General features: G+C 65.3%; 25 protein-coding genes. All 25 read right to left on the reverse strand.

The window, feature by feature from the left end:
* Window positions 1-11: 11 nt before the first annotated feature.
* The 25 genes from rplQ to rpsS all read right to left on the reverse strand — a co-directional run bounded on the left by rplQ (window position 12) and on the right by rpsS (window position 13,723).
* Window positions 12-551: a 50S ribosomal protein L17 gene (rplQ, locus tag QFZ53_RS17555; protein WP_307298567.1), complete on the reverse strand. Its 540-nt coding sequence runs from the start codon at window positions 549-551 to the stop codon at window positions 12-14.
* A 34-nt stretch (window positions 552-585) separates the two neighbouring features.
* Complete coding sequence (locus tag QFZ53_RS17560) at window positions 586-1,575, reverse strand: DNA-directed RNA polymerase subunit alpha (RefSeq protein WP_307298568.1); 990 nt, start codon at window positions 1,573-1,575, stop codon at window positions 586-588.
* Between the two features lie 157 nt (window positions 1,576-1,732).
* Complete coding sequence (rpsK, locus tag QFZ53_RS17565; RefSeq protein ID WP_050722515.1) at window positions 1,733-2,131, reverse strand: 30S ribosomal protein S11; 399 nt, start codon at window positions 2,129-2,131, stop codon at window positions 1,733-1,735.
* Window positions 2,132-2,163: 32 nt separating this feature from the next.
* Window positions 2,164-2,538: a 30S ribosomal protein S13 gene (rpsM, locus tag QFZ53_RS17570; protein WP_292909482.1), complete on the reverse strand. Its 375-nt coding sequence runs from the start codon at window positions 2,536-2,538 to the stop codon at window positions 2,164-2,166.
* 130 nt (window positions 2,539-2,668) lie between these two features.
* Window positions 2,669-2,785, reverse strand: coding sequence for a 50S ribosomal protein L36 (rpmJ, locus tag QFZ53_RS17575; RefSeq protein ID WP_005050492.1), 117 nt, complete (start codon window positions 2,783-2,785; stop codon window positions 2,669-2,671).
* A gap of 66 nt (window positions 2,786-2,851) precedes the next feature.
* Window positions 2,852-3,073 (reverse strand): translation initiation factor IF-1, encoded by a 222-nt coding sequence (infA, locus tag QFZ53_RS17580; protein ID WP_005050493.1) that lies wholly within the window; start codon window positions 3,071-3,073, stop codon window positions 2,852-2,854.
* Window positions 3,074-3,236: 163 nt separating this feature from the next.
* Window positions 3,237-3,947 (reverse strand): DsbA family protein, encoded by a 711-nt coding sequence (locus tag QFZ53_RS17585; protein ID WP_292909484.1) that lies wholly within the window; start codon window positions 3,945-3,947, stop codon window positions 3,237-3,239.
* 146 nt (window positions 3,948-4,093) lie between these two features.
* Window positions 4,094-4,942: a type I methionyl aminopeptidase gene (gene map, locus QFZ53_RS17590; RefSeq protein WP_307298577.1), complete on the reverse strand. Its 849-nt coding sequence runs from the start codon at window positions 4,940-4,942 to the stop codon at window positions 4,094-4,096.
* A 1-nt stretch (window position 4,943) separates the two neighbouring features.
* The gene (locus tag QFZ53_RS17595) at window positions 4,944-5,540 is read right to left on the reverse strand and encodes an adenylate kinase (protein WP_292909489.1); all 597 of its coding nucleotides are present in this window, start codon (window positions 5,538-5,540) and stop codon (window positions 4,944-4,946) included.
* Window positions 5,537-6,859, reverse strand: a complete 1,323-nt coding sequence (gene secY, locus QFZ53_RS17600) for a preprotein translocase subunit SecY (RefSeq protein WP_292909491.1) — start codon at window positions 6,857-6,859, stop codon at window positions 5,537-5,539. The genes QFZ53_RS17595 and secY overlap by 4 nt, the downstream gene beginning before the upstream one ends.
* Window positions 6,860-6,960: 101 nt before the next feature.
* The gene (rplO, locus tag QFZ53_RS17605; protein ID WP_307298579.1) at window positions 6,961-7,581 is read right to left on the reverse strand and encodes a 50S ribosomal protein L15; all 621 of its coding nucleotides are present in this window, start codon (window positions 7,579-7,581) and stop codon (window positions 6,961-6,963) included.
* Entirely contained in the window at window positions 7,581-7,766 is a 186-nt protein-coding gene (gene rpmD, locus QFZ53_RS17610) for a 50S ribosomal protein L30 (protein WP_130498108.1), read from the reverse strand. The genes rplO and rpmD overlap by 1 nt, the downstream gene beginning before the upstream one ends.
* Window positions 7,766-8,440 carry a 30S ribosomal protein S5 gene (gene rpsE, locus QFZ53_RS17615; protein ID WP_268748601.1) on the reverse strand — a complete coding sequence of 225 codons (675 nt, stop codon included), beginning with the start codon at window positions 8,438-8,440 and terminating at the stop codon, window positions 7,766-7,768. The genes rpmD and rpsE overlap by 1 nt, the downstream gene beginning before the upstream one ends.
* 20 nt (window positions 8,441-8,460) lie before the next feature.
* Window positions 8,461-8,820 (reverse strand): 50S ribosomal protein L18, encoded by a 360-nt coding sequence (rplR, locus tag QFZ53_RS17620; protein ID WP_292910337.1) that lies wholly within the window; start codon window positions 8,818-8,820, stop codon window positions 8,461-8,463.
* 2 nt (window positions 8,821-8,822) lie between these two features.
* Window positions 8,823-9,359 carry a 50S ribosomal protein L6 gene (rplF, locus tag QFZ53_RS17625; protein ID WP_307298584.1) on the reverse strand — a complete coding sequence of 179 codons (537 nt, stop codon included), beginning with the start codon at window positions 9,357-9,359 and terminating at the stop codon, window positions 8,823-8,825.
* 6 nt (window positions 9,360-9,365) lie between these two features.
* The gene (rpsH, locus tag QFZ53_RS17630; protein ID WP_207482440.1) at window positions 9,366-9,764 is read right to left on the reverse strand and encodes a 30S ribosomal protein S8; all 399 of its coding nucleotides are present in this window, start codon (window positions 9,762-9,764) and stop codon (window positions 9,366-9,368) included.
* Window positions 9,765-9,918: 154 nt separating this feature from the next.
* The gene (rplE, locus tag QFZ53_RS17635; protein WP_045256211.1) at window positions 9,919-10,509 is read right to left on the reverse strand and encodes a 50S ribosomal protein L5; all 591 of its coding nucleotides are present in this window, start codon (window positions 10,507-10,509) and stop codon (window positions 9,919-9,921) included.
* Complete coding sequence (gene rplX, locus QFZ53_RS17640; RefSeq protein WP_292910329.1) at window positions 10,509-10,868, reverse strand: 50S ribosomal protein L24; 360 nt, start codon at window positions 10,866-10,868, stop codon at window positions 10,509-10,511. The genes rplE and rplX overlap by 1 nt, the downstream gene beginning before the upstream one ends.
* Window positions 10,869-10,870: 2 nt before the next feature.
* The gene (gene rplN, locus QFZ53_RS17645; RefSeq protein WP_025102399.1) at window positions 10,871-11,239 is read right to left on the reverse strand and encodes a 50S ribosomal protein L14; all 369 of its coding nucleotides are present in this window, start codon (window positions 11,237-11,239) and stop codon (window positions 10,871-10,873) included.
* The gene (gene rpsQ / locus QFZ53_RS17650) at window positions 11,236-11,553 is read right to left on the reverse strand and encodes a 30S ribosomal protein S17 (protein WP_292910327.1); all 318 of its coding nucleotides are present in this window, start codon (window positions 11,551-11,553) and stop codon (window positions 11,236-11,238) included. Before rpsQ ends, rplN begins: the two co-directional genes overlap by 4 nt.
* Window positions 11,553-11,870 (reverse strand): 50S ribosomal protein L29, encoded by a 318-nt coding sequence (rpmC, locus tag QFZ53_RS17655; RefSeq protein WP_067121112.1) that lies wholly within the window; start codon window positions 11,868-11,870, stop codon window positions 11,553-11,555. Before rpmC ends, rpsQ begins: the two co-directional genes overlap by 1 nt.
* A complete protein-coding gene (gene rplP / locus QFZ53_RS17660) occupies window positions 11,870-12,289 on the reverse strand; it encodes a 50S ribosomal protein L16 (protein WP_292910324.1) in 420 nt (139 codons plus the stop codon). The genes rpmC and rplP overlap by 1 nt, the downstream gene beginning before the upstream one ends.
* The gene (gene rpsC, locus QFZ53_RS17665; RefSeq protein ID WP_045256216.1) at window positions 12,289-13,044 is read right to left on the reverse strand and encodes a 30S ribosomal protein S3; all 756 of its coding nucleotides are present in this window, start codon (window positions 13,042-13,044) and stop codon (window positions 12,289-12,291) included. The genes rplP and rpsC overlap by 1 nt, the downstream gene beginning before the upstream one ends.
* Window positions 13,044-13,442, reverse strand: coding sequence for a 50S ribosomal protein L22 (gene rplV, locus QFZ53_RS17670; RefSeq protein WP_050722498.1), 399 nt, complete (start codon window positions 13,440-13,442; stop codon window positions 13,044-13,046). The genes rpsC and rplV overlap by 1 nt, the downstream gene beginning before the upstream one ends.
* On the reverse strand, window positions 13,442-13,723 hold the full coding sequence (rpsS, locus tag QFZ53_RS17675; protein WP_017201589.1) for a 30S ribosomal protein S19: 282 nt from the start codon (window positions 13,721-13,723) through the stop codon (window positions 13,442-13,444). Before rpsS ends, rplV begins: the two co-directional genes overlap by 1 nt.
* Between the last annotated feature and the right edge of the window lie 7 nt (window positions 13,724-13,730).

Genomic DNA, 13,730 nt, shown 5'->3' on the forward strand with positions numbered 1-13,730 from the left:
ACGCTGGGCGCTTACTCGGACTTCTCCTCGGCAGCAGCCTCGACGGTCTCCTCAGCGGGAGCCTCGGTCTCGGCGACCTCAGCCTCGGGAGCCTCCTCGACAGGAGCCTCCTCGACGACCTCGGCCGGCTTCTCAGCCTTCTCGGCCTTCGGAGCGGAAGCCTTCTTGGTCGACTTCGCCTTCGGGGTGACGGGCTCGAGGACGAGCTCGATCACTGCCATGGGCGCGTTGTCGCCCTTGCGGTTGCCGATCTTCGTGATGCGGGTGTAGCCGCCCTCACGGTCGGCGACCAGCGGAGCGATCTCGTTGAACAGCACGTGAGCGGCGTCCTTGTTGGAGCGCAGCACCGTCATCGCACGACGACGCGCGTGCAGGTCGCCGCGCTTGCCGAGCGTCACGAGACGCTCTGCGAGCGGACGCAGGCGCTTCGCCTTGGTCTCGGTCGTGGTGATCGACTTGTGGGTGAAGAGCTGCGCGGCGAGGTTGGCAAGCAGCAGGCGCTCGTGGGCGGGGCCGCCTCCGAGGCGGGGACCCTTGGTGGGCTTGGGCATAATCGTCTAACTCCTGGTCAGGAAAGGTCGGGTATCAGAAGGACTCGTCTTCGCTGCCGCCGTAGAAGTGGGCGCCGTCGAAACCGGGCACCGAATCCTTGAGCGACAGACCGAGCGAGATGAGCTTGTCGCGCACCTCGTCGACCGACTTCTGGCCGAAATTGCGGATGTTCATGAGCTGCGTCTCCGAGAGGGCGACGAGCTCCGAAACGGTGTTGATGCCCTCGCGCTTCAGGCAGTTGTACGAGCGCACGGACAGGTCGAGGTCCTCGATCGGCATCGACAGCTCGCTGGAGTTCACAGCCTCCACCGGTGCCGGGCCGATCTCGATGCCCTCAGCCTCGACGTTCAGCTCGCGTGCGAGGCCGAACAGCTCGGTGAGCGTCTTCGCAGCCGAGGCGACGGCGTCGCGGGGGCTGATCGACGACTTGGTCTCGACATCGAGCACGAGCTTGTCGAAGTCGGTCCGCTCACCGGCACGAGTCGCCTCGACACGGTAGCTGACCTTGAGGACCGGCGAGTAGATCGAGTCGATCGGGATCTGACCGGCCTCTGCGTACTCGTTGCGGTTCTGCGTCGCCGAGACGTAGCCACGTCCACGCTCGATGGTGAGCTCGAGCTCGAACTTCGCGGTGTCGTTGAGCGTCGCGATGACGAGCTCGGGGTTGTGCACCTCGACACCGGCCGGAGCCGAGATGTCGGCGGCGGTCACTTCGCCCGCACCGGTCTTGCGCAGGTACGCCGTGATGGGCTCGTCGCGCTCGCTCGAAACGACGAGCTGCTTGATGTTGAGGATGATCTCGGTGACATCCTCCTTCACGCCGGGGATGGTGCTGAACTCGTGCAGCACGCCGTCGATGCGGACGCTGGTGACAGCGGCGCCGGGGATCGACGACAGCAGGCTGCGACGAAGCGCGTTGCCGATCGTGTATCCGAAGCCGGGCTCCAGAGGCTCGATGATGAACCGGCTCCGGTTCTCGACGATCTTTTCCTCGGTCAGTGTGGGACGCTGTGCAATAAGCACTCTGTGTTCCTTTCGATCACATGCCCGCTATATGACATGTGGTGGGGTGAGGTCTTGAGTTGTGACGTTGCCGTCGGGCCCGCAGCCCTGGCGCGATGCCCCGGGGCGGGCAGTGAGTCGCCCGCCCCTCACAGGGCGAGCGACTCATGGAGCCTGATCAGACGCGGCGGCGCTTCGGCGGGCGGCATCCGTTGTGCGCCTGCGGAGTGACGTCCGAGATCGAGCCGACCTCGAGGCCGGCGGCCTGGAGCGAGCGGATCGCGGTCTCGCGGCCGGAGCCCGGACCCTTCACGAGGACGTCGACCTTCTTGACGCCGTGCTCCGCAGCCTGACGGGCAGCGGACTCGGCAGCCATACCGGCGGCGTACGGGGTCGACTTGCGGGAGCCCTTGAAGCCCACGCCACCCGACGATGCCCAGGCGATGACGGCGCCGGACGGGTCGGTGATCGAGACGATCGTGTTGTTGAACGTCGACTTGATGTGGGCCTGGCCCAGCGCGATGTTCTTCTTTTCCTTGCGGCGCGGCTTGCGCGCGGCGGCCTTGGGTGCAGCCATGAAAGTGTTCTCCTAGTCCCTGGGGCCGCTGCTTAGCGGGCCTTCTTCTTGCCGGCGACGGTGCGCTTCGGGCCCTTGCGGGTACGGGCGTTGGTCTTGGTGCGCTGACCGCGGACCGGGAGACCACGACGGTGGCGGATGCCCTCGTAGGAGCCGATCTCGACCTTGCGGCGGATGTCTGCTGCGACCTCGCGGCGCAGGTCACCCTCCACCTTGTAGTTGCCTTCGATGTGATCGCGAAGTGCGATGAGCTGGTCGTCGGTGAGGTCCTTCACGCGGATCGACTCGTCGATCTCGGTGGCCTTGAGGATCTCGACCGAGCGGGTACGGCCGACGCCGTAGATGTAGGTAAGGGCGATCACCACGCGCTTGTCGCGCGGGATGTCAACGCCGGCAAGACGTGCCATGCGGTTCTCCTGGATGTTGTGGAGGTGTGGAGCAGGATCGGTGCTCGGGCCTCCGCCCCGAGGTGTCCCCCACTCGCGTGGGATCTGATCCTGCCGTTGTGTATTGAGTTGTGAGTCGGATCTGTGCTGATCAGCCCTGGCGCTGCTTGTGGCGCGGGTTGCTCTTGCAGATCACCATGACGCGGCCGTGGCGGCGGATCACCTTGCAGTGATCGCAGATGGGCTTGACGCTGGGATTGACCTTCATGATGTGTTCCTGTTCGCTGTCTTCACCGGGCAGGCAGGGATGCCTGGGGTGTTACTTCTCGACCGATCAGCGGTAGCGGTAGACGATGCGCCCGCGGGTCAGGTCGTAAGGGCTGAGCTCCACGACCACGCGGTCCTCGGGGATGATGCGGATGTAGTTCTGCCGCATCTTTCCTGAGATCGTTGCCAGAACCTTGTGTCCGTTGGTGAGCTCAACGCGGAACATCGCATTGGGCAACGCCTCGGACACGACGCCCTCGATCTCGATGACACCGTCTTTCTTAGCCATAGCCTCGCTGACGCTTCTGCAGACCGGTCGATCTGCGGTGGGTGATTTGGATTGCGGTGCCGCACCGACTCAGACACGCCGAATCAAGGCACAAGGCACCAAAGATCTATGATATCCGACGGCGCCGGTTCCAGCAAGCTGGGGCCGGCGCCGTCGGCGGAGATCACTTGGCGGAGTCGTCGCCCTCTGTGCCGGTCGTCGCCGCGCCGGCCTTGGCGAGGACGTCCTCGAGCTTGGTGATCTCTCCCGCGTTCAGGTCGAGACGTTTGCCGTTGACCTCGACGGTCGGAGTGCCCTTGATGTCGTGGCTCGTGGTCTGCGATGCGACGAAGTTCTTGTACGTGCCGTCCGCGATGCAGTCCGCCGCTGCGCCGGCGCCCGCCTGGTCGGCGAGCGAGGCGAGCTCGTCGTCGCTCAGGCCGACCGAGTTCTCCTCGGGCTGATTGGCGAACAGCGAGTTGAAGAACGTCAGCGCAGCGTCCGGAGCTTCGGCGGCCACGCAGTACATCGCGCTCGCGGCACGGGTCGAGTACTTCGTGTTCTGCGAGTACCGATCGAGGATCGAGACGGGGTGGATGTTCAACGTGATCGCGTCGTTCGCCGCGGCTGTCTGCAGCTGCTCGCCGTACTGCGTCTCGAAGGTGCCGCAGATCGGGCACATGAAGTCGACGTAGGTGTCGACCTCGTCATCGCCGGTGCCGAATGTGATCGCACCCGTCTCCTGGTTCACGATCGCGCTCTGCGGTGCGGTGCCGGGGCCGGTCGCCAGCGAATTCGCCCACCACACGGCTGCTCCGATGGCGACCAGTACGACCACCACGGCCGTGGACACGCCGACGACGAACCAGTTCGTGCTCTTCTTGGCGACTGCCATTGCTTTCCGATCTGTCGAGGCTCACGCGCGTGAGTCCGGCCTGAAGTCTTCGGGTGTATGCACACCCATGCAACCATTCTGCCTGGTCTTTCCTATGCAGTGGTTGTGTTCGTCTCAACCCGCGAGATGACCCGCATGCCGCCTGTCTAGGCGATGGGAGTGGGGACGACGCCGAAGGGTGCAAGGCCCGCGGCTCCGCCGTCCTCGGCAGTCAGCACCCAGATTCCATCGGCGTGCACCGCGACGCTGTGCTCCCAGTGCGAGCCGTCGGAGCCGTCGATGGTCGAGACGGTCCAATCGTCGTCTTCGACGAAGGTCTCCTCACCGCCGGCGGTGACCATCGGCTCGATCGCGAGAGCCAGGCCCGGCTTGATCTCGGCGCCGGGGTCGGGCGTGCGGTAGTTGAAGACGCTCGGCGCTTCGTGCATCTTGCGACCGATGCCGTGGCCCACGTACTCCCGAAGGATCCCGTAGGTGCGCCCCGAGACCTCCGAGACGCCCTGCGCCTCGATGTACTCCTGGATCGCTGCGCCGAGATCGCCGATGTGCGAGGCGGACGCCATCGCGGCGATGCCCGCCCACATCGACCCCTCGGTCACGCGCGAGAGCTCCTGCCGCCGGGCGACCAGCCCGGCATCCGCCTCGCCGGGAACGATGAAGGTGCGGGCGCTGTCGCCGTTCCATCCCTGGAACTGCGCTCCCCCGTCGACGGAGACGATGTCGCCGGCCTCGAGCACCCGGTCGCCCGGGATGCCGTGAACGACCTCTTCGTTCACCGAGACGCAGATCGTGTGGTGGTATCCGCGCACGAGCTGGAAGTTCGACTCGCCTCCGCGCTCCAGGATGATGCGGTTCGCCTCGGTGTCGAGCTCGAGAGTCGACACTCCAGGCCGGATGAGCGGAGCCACGGCATCAAGCGCCGCTGCTGTGATCAGCCCCGGCTCGACCATCGACCGCAGCTGTGCCGGGGTCTTGTAGATCGAACGACGGAACATCTCAGACGGCGACGCGGAGACCGCGTGCGTCGAGAGCGGCGAAGATGCGCTCGGTGATCTCGTCGAGGCTGCCCACGCCGTCGATGGTGTCGACGATGCCGCGGGGACCGTACACCGACAGGATCGGGGCGGTCTCGTTCTCGTAGATGTCGAGACGGTGCGCGATCGCCTCGGGGGTGTCGTCGGTACGCCCCTGCTCGGTGGCGCGAAGCGCGAGACGGGCGATGCTCTCTTCACGCGGCACGTCGAGCAGGATCACGGCGTCGAGTGACTCGCCACGCCCTGCGAGGAACTCGTCGAGGTGCTCCACCTGGTGGGTGTTGCGAGGATACCCGTCGAGCAGGAAGCCTGCTGCCGCGTCGTCCTGGGAGAGGCGGTCGCGCACGATCGCGCTCGTCAGCTCGTCGGGGACGAGGTCGCCCGCCTCGAGGATCGCCGTGACCTGCTGGCCGAGCTCGGTGCCCTCTTTGATGTTGGCGCGGAAGATGTCACCGGTCGACACCACCGGGATGCCGAACGACTCCGCGATGCGCACGCCCTGCGTGCCCTTGCCGGAACCCTGCGGGCCGACGATGAGGAGACGAGCGGATGCAGTCATCGGAGGAGCCCTTCGTAGTGACGCTGCTGCAGCTGCGCATCGATCTGCTTGACCGTCTCGAGTCCGACGCCGACGATGATCAGGATCGACGCACCACCGAACGGGAAGTTCTGGTTGGCGCCGACCGTCGCGAGGGCGATGAGCGGGATGAGGGCGATCAGACCCAGATAGATCGAGCCGGGGAGCGTGATGCGGGTGAGCACGTAGTCGAGGTACTCGGCGGTGGGCCGACCGGCGCGGATGCCGGGGATGAAGCCGCCGTACTTCTTCATGTTGTCGGCGACCTCGACCGGGTTGAACGTGATCGCCACGTAGAAGTACGTGAAGCCGATGATCAGCAGGAAGTACGCGAGCATGTAGATCGGGTGGTCGCCCTTGGTGAAGTTCGTGGTGATCCAGGTCACCCACTCCGCCGGCGTCGAACCGTCCTGCGGCGTGTTGAACTGGGCGATCAGCGCCGGGATGTACAGCAGCGACGACGCGAAGATCACGGGGATCACGCCCGCCATGTTCACCTTGATCGGGATGTACGTGTTCGTGCCGCCGTACGTGCGGCGTCCGACCATGCGCTTGGCGTACTGCACGGGGATCCGTCGCTGCGACTGTTCGACGAATACGACGAGTCCCATCACGACGATGCCGACTGCGATCACCATCAGGAAGATCTCGAAGCCCTTGGTCTGCCAGATCAGGGACATGGCGCCGGGGAAGGTCGCGGCGATCGAGGTGAAGATGAGCAGCGACATGCCGTTGCCGATGCCGCGCTCGGTGACGAGCTCGGCGAACCACATGATGAGGCCGGTGCCGGCGGTCATGGCGATGATGATGAGCAGCTGCGCCCACCACGCCTCGTTTGTGAGCAGGGTCTGGCAGGCGGCGACGTCGGTGTTGCCGAAGAGCTGACCGCTGCGCGCCACCGTGACCAGCGTGGTCGACTGCAGCAGTGCCAGAGCGATCGTGAGATAACGCGTGTACTGGGTCAGCCTGGACTGTCCGGCCTGACCCTCCTTGTGCAGCGCTTCGAAGTGCGGGATGACGACACGCAGGAGCTGCGTGATGATCGTCGCCGTGATGTACGGCATGACGCCCAGCGCGAAGATCGACAGCTGCAGCAGCGCGCCACCCGAGAAGAGGTTGACGAGTCCGAGCAGTCCGTCGGTCCCGTTGTTCTCGGCAAGACATGCCTCGACGTTCGGGAAGTTCACGAATGGAGCCGGGACGTTGGATCCGAGGCGGTAGATGGCGACGATCGCCAGGGTGAAACCGATCTTCCGACGCAGGTCGGGCGTGCGGAAGATCCGCGCGATGGCGCTAAACAAGGGCGTTCCTCCTGAAAAGGTTGCCAATCCCGAGAGATGGCTGAAAGACCAGGGTAACTCAAAAGAGGGGCCGGATTTCTCCGACCCCTCTTTCGCAGTGGTTACTTGACGGTTCCGCCCGCGGCCACGATCTTCTGCTCGGCAGAACCCGAGACCTTGTCGACCGAGACGGTGAGCTTCACGGCGATGTCGCCGTTGCCGAGAACCTTGACCTTCTCGTTCTTGCGAACGGCACCCTTGGCGACCAGGTCGCTGACGGTGACGTCGCCACCGGCGGGGTACAGCTCCGCGAGCTTCTCCAGGTTCACGACCTGGTACTCGACGCGGAACGGGTTCTTGAACCCGCGCAGCTTCGGGGTGCGCATGTGCAGAGGCATCTGCCCACCCTCGAATCCGACGCGAACGGTGTTGCGAGCCTTGGTGCCCTTGGTACCACGACCGGCGGTCTTGCCCTTGGAGCCCTCACCACGACCGACACGGGTCTTCGCGGTGTTGGATCCGGGGACCGGACGCAGGTGGTGCACCTTCAGGACGCCCGGACGGGAAGCCGGAGCATCCTTCTTCGGAGCGGCCTTCTTGGCAGCAGCGGTGTCGGCCTTGGCGGAGGCAGCAGCCTTCGCGGGAGCCTTCTTCGCGGCAGGCTTCTTCTCGGCGGCAGCCTTGGGCGCTGCAGCCTTCTTCGGGGCCTTCTCGGCCTCGACGGCTTCGTTCTTCTCAGCCATTAGTCGATCTCCTCAACCTTGACGAGGTGGGCGACAGCGCGGACGTAGCCGCGAGTCTGGGCGTCGTCAGGGCGGACGGTGCTGTCACCGATGCGCTTCAGACCGAGCGAACGCAGCGTGTCGCGCTGGTTCTGCTTCTCGCTCACCTTGGACTTGATCTGCGTGACCTTGAGCCGGGCGGCCATCAGGCACCTACCTTCTGTGCAGCGAGAGCCTCGGCCTCGGCACGGACGAGACGCGCAGGTGCGACCTGGTCGAACTCGAGGCCACGACGCGCGGCGACCGCACGGGGCTCCTCGAGCTGCTTCAGAGCCGTCACCGTGGCGTGCACGATGTTGATCGTGTTCGACGAGCCGAGCGACTTCGACAGCACGTCGTGGATGCCGGCGCACTCGAGCACGGCGCGCACGGGACCACCCGCGATGACACCGGTACCGGCAGCAGCCGGACGGAGCAGGACCACACCGGCGGCCGCCTCACCCTGCACGGGGTGCGGGATCGTGCTGCCGACGCGCGGAACGCGGAAGAAGTTGCGCTTGGCCTCTTCGACGCCCTTCGCGATCGCGAGAGGTACCTCACGGGCCTTGCCGTAGCCGACGCCGACCAGACCGTTGCCGTCGCCGACGACCACGAGAGCGGTGAAGCTGAAGCGACGACCACCCTTCACGACCTTCGACACGCGGTTGATCGTGACGACGCGCTCGAGGAACTGGTTGTCGCCGCGGTCGCGGGAGTTGCGGTCACGACCGCCCTGGTTGCGGTCACGGCCACCGCGGCGGCCATCACGCTGATCGCGAGTCGGCTCTGCCTGCGTCGTGCCGGCAGCCGTCTCGGAAGTGGCAGCAGCCGCTTCGGTCACTTCGTTCTCCTTGTTGTCACTCACAGTGCCAGGCCCCCTTCACGAGCGCCGTCGGCGATGGCGGCGACGCGACCGGCGTAGCGATTGCCACCACGGTCGAACACTGCCTCGGAAACGCCTGCGGCCTTCGCGCGCTCGGCGACGAGCTCGCCGACCTTGCGGGCCTTGGCGGTCTTGTCACCCTCGAACGAGCGCAGGTCGGTCTCGAGCGTCGAAGCCGACGCCACGGTGTGACCCTTGCTGTCGTCGACCAGCTGCACGAAGACGTGGCGGGCCGAGCGGTTGACGACGAGACGCGGACGCGACTCGGTGCCCACGACCTTCTTGCGAAGGCGGGCGTGACGACGCGCGCGGGCGTCAGACTTTGACTTGAGAGCCATGGTTACTTACCACTCTTTCCGGCCTTGCGACGCACGACCTCGCCGGCGTAACGCACACCCTTGCCCTTGTACGGCTCGGGCTTGCGGATCTTGCGGATGTTCGCAGCTGCCTCGCCGACAGCCTGCTTGGAGATACCGCTCACGGTGAGCTTGTTGGTGCCCTCGACCGTGAAGGTGATGCCGGCGGGCGGGTCGATCAGGACCGGGTGCGAGAAGCCGAGGGCGAACTCGACCGCGCTGCCCTTCTGGGCGACGCGGTAACCGGTGCCGACGACCTCGAGACCCTTGGTGTAGCCCTGGGTCACGCCGATGATGTTGTTGTTGATGAGCGTGCGGGTCAGGCCGTGAAGCGACCGCGACGCGCGCTCGTCGTCGGGACGAGTGACGAGAACCTGGTTCTCCTCGACCGCGACCTCGATGGGGCTGGCCACCGTCAGGGTGAGCTCACCCTTGGGGCCCTTCACCGCGACCTCACGGCCGTCGACCGAAACGGTCACGCCCGCGGGAACATCGATGGGAAGTCGTCCAATACGCGACATTTCGAATTACCACACGTAGGCGAGAACTTCTCCGCCCACGCCCTTCTGCTCAGCCTGACGGTCGGTGAGAAGACCGGAGGAGGTGGACAGGATGGCCACGCCGAGGCCGCCGAGAACCTTGGGAAGCTCCGTCGACTTCGCGTAGACACGAAGGCCGGGCTTCGAGACGCGCTTGATGCCGGCGATCGACCGCTCGCGGTTCGGGCCGTACTTCAGCTGCAGCGTGAGGTTCTGTCCGACGCGGGCGTCAGAGGTCTCCCAGCCCGCGATGTAGCCCTCCTGCTGGAGGATCTCGGCGATGTGCGTCTTCAGCTTGCTCGACGGCAGAGTCACGGAATCGTGGTGCGCCGAGTTCGCGTTGCGCAGACGGGTCAGCAGATCTGCGACCGGGTCTGTCATTGTCATGTGTGTTTTCCTTTGTTCATGAGGTTCCGGCTGTCGTTACACGACAGACGGCCTGCGATGACACGCAATCTTCAATTGTACGGCACCGCGAAGGCGATGCCGGACGCTTCGACAGGCTCAGCGACCCGCTGGGTCCCTGAGCCTGTCGAAGGGCTTACGCCTGGGCGTCGTCCGAGCGGAACGGGAAGCCGAGTGCGCGCAGCAGGGCGCGGCCCTCGTCATCCGTCTTCGCGGAGGTCACGACGGTGATGTCGAAACCGCGAACCCGGTCGATCTTGTCCTGATCGATCTCGTGGAACACGCTCTGCTCCTGGAGACCGAAGGTGTAGTTGCCGTTGCCGTCGAACTGCTTGTCCGACAGACCGCGGAAGTCGCGGATACGGGGCAGGGCGAGCGAGACCAGGCGGTCGACGAACTCCCATGCGCGGTCACCGCGAAGGGTGACGTGCGCACCGATGGGCTGACCCTCGCGCAGCTTGAACTGTGCGATGGACTTGCGCGCCTTGGTGACGATCGGCTTCTGACCGGTGATCTTGGTGAGGTCGTCGACCGCACCATCGATCACCTTGCTGTCGCGAGCTGCCTCGCCGACACCCGTGTTCACGACGACCTTGACCAGGCCGGGGATCTGCATGACGTTCGCGTAGCCGAACTGCTCCTGCAGAGCCTTCTTGATCTCAGCGTTGTACTTCGCCTTCAGGCGGGGCTGCACCTTGACAGCCTCCGCAGCGTCAGTCGTTGCCATCAGAGGTCCTTACCGCTCTTCTTCGCGTAACGCACGCGGACGGTGCGCTTGACGCCGTCCTTGGTCTGCTCCTCGACCCGGTGGCCGACCTTGGTCGGCTTCTTGGTCGAGGGGTCGACGACTGCGACGTTCGAGATGTGGATGGGAGCCTCGACGGTCTCGAGGCCACCCGTCTTGGTGCCGCGCTGCGTCTGGCCGACGCGCGAGTGCTTGGTGACGTAGTTCACACCCTCGACGATGATGCGGTTCTGCCCGACAAGGATCTCGAGGACCTTGCCCTGCTTGCCGCGGTCGCCGCCCTTGGCCTGGGTGCGGCCGGTGATGACCTGAACCAGGTCGCCCTTCTTGATCTTCGCCATGATCAGATGACCTCCGGTGCCAGGGAGACGATCTTCATGAACTTCTTGTCACGAAGCTCACGGCCGACCGGGCCGAAGATACGGGTGCCGCGGGGCTCCCCGTCGTTCTTCAGGATCACGGCGGCGTTCTCGTCGAACTTGATGTACGAGCCGTCGGGACGGCGCGTCTCCTTCTTGGTGCGGACGATGACCGCCTTGACGACGTCGCCCTTCTTGACGTTGCCGCCCGGGATCGCGTCCTTGACGGTCGCGACGATGGTGTCGCCCAGGCCCGCGTAACGGCGGCGCGAGCCACCGAGAACGCGGATCGTGAGCAGTTCCTTCGCGCCGGTGTTGTCGGCGACCTTGAGGCGGGACTCCTGCTGAATCACTTGGCCTTCTCCAGAATCTCCACCAGACGCCAGCGCTTGGTGGCGCTCAGCGGGCGGGTCTCGTTGATGAGGACCAGGTCGCCGATGCCGGCGGAGTTGGTCTCATCGTGCGCCTTGACCTTCGAGGTGCGGCGGATGACCTTGCCGTAAAGCGGGTGCTTCACGCGGTCCTCGACCTCGACCACGATGGTCTTGTCCATCTTGTCGCTGACGACGTAGCCACGACGCGACTTGCGGTAGCCACGGGCATCCACATCGCGCACGTCGTGTGCGGCGTGCTCAGCCTCGACAGCGGCTTCCTTCTTGGTGGCCATCACTCAGCCTCTTCCTTCACGGCGTCGTCGGCGGCATCCGCCTTCTTCGCCTTCGACTTGGTCGCCTTCTTGGCCGGAGCCTCGACCGGAGCAGGCGTCGCACGGATGCCCAGCTCGCGTTCGCGGATCACGGTGTAGAGACGCGCGATGTCGCGCTTGACGGCGCGGATGCGGCCGTGGCTCTCCAGCTGGCCGGTGGCCGACTGGAAACGGAGGTTGAACAGCTCCTCCTTGGCCTTGCGCAGCTCCTCAACGAGGCGCTGGTCTTCGAACGTGTCGAGCTCTGCCGGAGCGAGCTCCTTGGTGCCGATCGCCATTACGCGTCGCCCTCCTCGCGCTTGATGATGCGTGCCTTGAGCGGCAGCTTGTGAATTGCTCGGGTCAGTGCTTCACGAGCGAGCTGCTCGTTGACACCCGCGACCTCGAAGAGGACACGGCCCGGCTTGACGTTGGCGACCCACCACTCGGGGGATCCCTTACCGGAACCCATTCGGGTCTCAGCCGGCTTCTTGGTGAGCGGGCGGTCGGGGTAGATGTTGATCCACACCTTTCCACCACGCTTGATGTGACGGGTCATCGCGATACGAGCGGACTCGATCTGACGGTTGGTCACGTAGGCCGAGGTGAGCGCCTGGATGCCGTACTCGCCGAACGACACCTGGGTGCCGCCGGTGGCGTGGCCATCACGCTTCGGGTGATGCTGCTTGCGGTACTTGACCTTGCGGGGAATAAGCATCAGGCAGACGCTCCTTCTGCGACGGGGGCCTCGTTGCGCGGCGCGCGGCGGCGGTCGCCACCACGGTCGTCACGACGGGCCTTCGGTGCGTTGGCCTGCTCGCGAGCAAGCTCCTTGGCGGTGAGGTCGCCCTTGTAGATCCAGACCTTCACGCCGATGCGGCCGAAGGTGGTCTTCGCCTCGTAGAAGCCGTAGTCGATGTTCGCGCGCAGCGTGTGCAGCGGCACACGACCCTCGCGGTAGAACTCCGAACGGCTCATCTCGGCGCCGCCGAGGCGGCCGGAGACCTGGATGCGGATGCCCTTGGCGCCAGCGCGCTGCGCGCCCTGGAGACCCTTGCGCATCGCGCGACGGAACGCCACACGAGCAGACAGCTGCTCGGCGATGCCCTGGGCGACGAGCTGAGCGTCGGCCTCGGGGTTCTTGACCTCGAGGATGTTCAGCTGGATCTGCTTGCCCGTGAGCTTCTCGAGGTCGCCGCGGATGCGCTCGGCCTCGGCGCCACGACGACCGATCACGATGCCCGGGCGGGCGGTGTGAATGTCGACGCGGACGCGGTCACGGGTGCGCTCGATCTCGATGTTCGAGACACCGGCGCGGTCGAGCTGCGTCTGCAGCAGACGACGGATCTTGATGTCCTCGGCCACGTAGTCGGCGTAGCGCTGACCCTTCTTCGTCGAGTCCGAGAACCAACGAGAGACGTGATCAGTGGTGATACCGAGGCGGAAGCCGTACGGGTTTACCTTCTGTCCCATTACTTGCTCGCCTTCTTGTTGCTGTCGCCTGCGGCAGCCGGAGCGGCCTCGGGCGTCGAGAGCACGACCGTGATGTGGCTCGTGCGCTTCTTGATCTGGAAAGCGCGACCCTGTGCACGGGGCTGGAAACGCTTGAGCGTCGTGCCCTCGTCGACGTACGCGTTCTTCACGTACAGGTCCTGCTCGTCGAGGTACTCGCCGTCACGATCCGCCTTGACCTGCGCGTTGGCCATGGCCGACGCGACAAGCTTGTAGATCGGCTCACTGGCGCTCTGCTGTGCGAACTTCAGGATCGCCAGAGCCTCCTGGGCCTGCTTGCCCTTGATGAGCGCGACGACACGACGAGCCTTCTGAGGGGTCACGCGGATGTGCTTCACGCGTGCGATCGATTCGACCATTAGCGGCGCCGCCCCTTCTTGTCGTCCTTCTCGTGGCCGCGGAAGGTGCGGGTGGGCGCGAACTCGCCCAGCTTGTGACCGACCATGGTCTCGGACACGAACACAGGAATGTGCTTGCGTCCGTCGTGGACCGCGATCGTGTGACCCAGCATGGCCGGGATGATCATGGACCGGCGAGACCAGGTCTTGATGACGTTCTTCGTGCCGGCTTCGTTCTGCACGACCACCTTGCGAAGCAGGTGCTCGTCGACGAAGGGGCCCTTCTTAAGACTGCGAGGCATCTTCTCT

Source organism: Microbacterium natoriense (assembly GCF_030816295.1).
Taxonomy (GTDB): domain Bacteria; phylum Actinomycetota; class Actinomycetes; order Actinomycetales; family Microbacteriaceae; genus Microbacterium; species Microbacterium natoriense_A.

What these genes read in the sequence shown, in the direction of transcription:
- rplQ (WP_307298567.1), bottom strand. Translation starts at nt 551, where the DNA reads ATGCCCAAGCCCACCAAGGGTCCCCGCCTCGGAGGCGGCCCCGCCCAC.
- QFZ53_RS17595 (WP_292909489.1), bottom strand. Translation starts at nt 5,540, where the DNA reads ATGACTGCATCCGCTCGTCTCCTCATCGTCGGCCCGCAGGGTTCCGGC.
- rpmJ (WP_005050492.1), bottom strand. Translation starts at nt 2,785, where the DNA reads ATGAAGGTCAATCCCAGCGTCAAGCCCATCTGCGATCACTGCAAGGTG.
- rplF (WP_307298584.1), bottom strand. Translation starts at nt 9,359, where the DNA reads ATGTCGCGTATTGGACGACTTCCCATCGATGTTCCCGCGGGCGTGACC.
- rplO (WP_307298579.1), bottom strand. Translation starts at nt 7,581, where the DNA reads ATGGCTGAGAAGAACGAAGCCGTCGAGGCCGAGAAGGCCCCGAAGAAG.
- rpmD (WP_130498108.1), bottom strand. Translation starts at nt 7,766, where the DNA reads ATGGCCGCCCGGCTCAAGGTCACGCAGATCAAGTCCAAGGTGAGCGAG.
- rpsK (WP_050722515.1), bottom strand. Translation starts at nt 2,131, where the DNA reads ATGGCTGCACCCAAGGCCGCCGCGCGCAAGCCGCGCCGCAAGGAAAAG.
- rpsM (WP_292909482.1), bottom strand. Translation starts at nt 2,538, where the DNA reads ATGGCACGTCTTGCCGGCGTTGACATCCCGCGCGACAAGCGCGTGGTG.
- rpsC (WP_045256216.1), bottom strand. Translation starts at nt 13,044, where the DNA reads ATGGGACAGAAGGTAAACCCGTACGGCTTCCGCCTCGGTATCACCACT.
- rplP (WP_292910324.1), bottom strand. Translation starts at nt 12,289, where the DNA reads ATGCTTATTCCCCGCAAGGTCAAGTACCGCAAGCAGCATCACCCGAAG.
- rpsH (WP_207482440.1), bottom strand. Translation starts at nt 9,764, where the DNA reads ATGACAATGACAGACCCGGTCGCAGATCTGCTGACCCGTCTGCGCAAC.
- rplX (WP_292910329.1), bottom strand. Translation starts at nt 10,868, where the DNA reads ATGGCGAAGATCAAGAAGGGCGACCTGGTTCAGGTCATCACCGGCCGC.
- rpsQ (WP_292910327.1), bottom strand. Translation starts at nt 11,553, where the DNA reads ATGGCCACCAAGAAGGAAGCCGCTGTCGAGGCTGAGCACGCCGCACAC.
- rplV (WP_050722498.1), bottom strand. Translation starts at nt 13,442, where the DNA reads ATGGTCGAATCGATCGCACGCGTGAAGCACATCCGCGTGACCCCTCAG.
- rpmC (WP_067121112.1), bottom strand. Translation starts at nt 11,870, where the DNA reads ATGGCGATCGGCACCAAGGAGCTCGCTCCGGCAGAGCTCGACACGTTC.
- rpsS (WP_017201589.1), bottom strand. Translation starts at nt 13,723, where the DNA reads ATGCCTCGCAGTCTTAAGAAGGGCCCCTTCGTCGACGAGCACCTGCTT.
- map (WP_307298577.1), bottom strand. Translation starts at nt 4,942, where the DNA reads ATGTTCCGTCGTTCGATCTACAAGACCCCGGCACAGCTGCGGTCGATG.
- infA (WP_005050493.1), bottom strand. Translation starts at nt 3,073, where the DNA reads ATGGCTAAGAAAGACGGTGTCATCGAGATCGAGGGCGTCGTGTCCGAG.
- rplR (WP_292910337.1), bottom strand. Translation starts at nt 8,820, where the DNA reads ATGGCTCTCAAGTCAAAGTCTGACGCCCGCGCGCGTCGTCACGCCCGC.
- rplE (WP_045256211.1), bottom strand. Translation starts at nt 10,509, where the DNA reads ATGGCAACGACTGACGCTGCGGAGGCTGTCAAGGTGCAGCCCCGCCTG.
- QFZ53_RS17585 (WP_292909484.1), bottom strand. Translation starts at nt 3,947, where the DNA reads ATGGCAGTCGCCAAGAAGAGCACGAACTGGTTCGTCGTCGGCGTGTCC.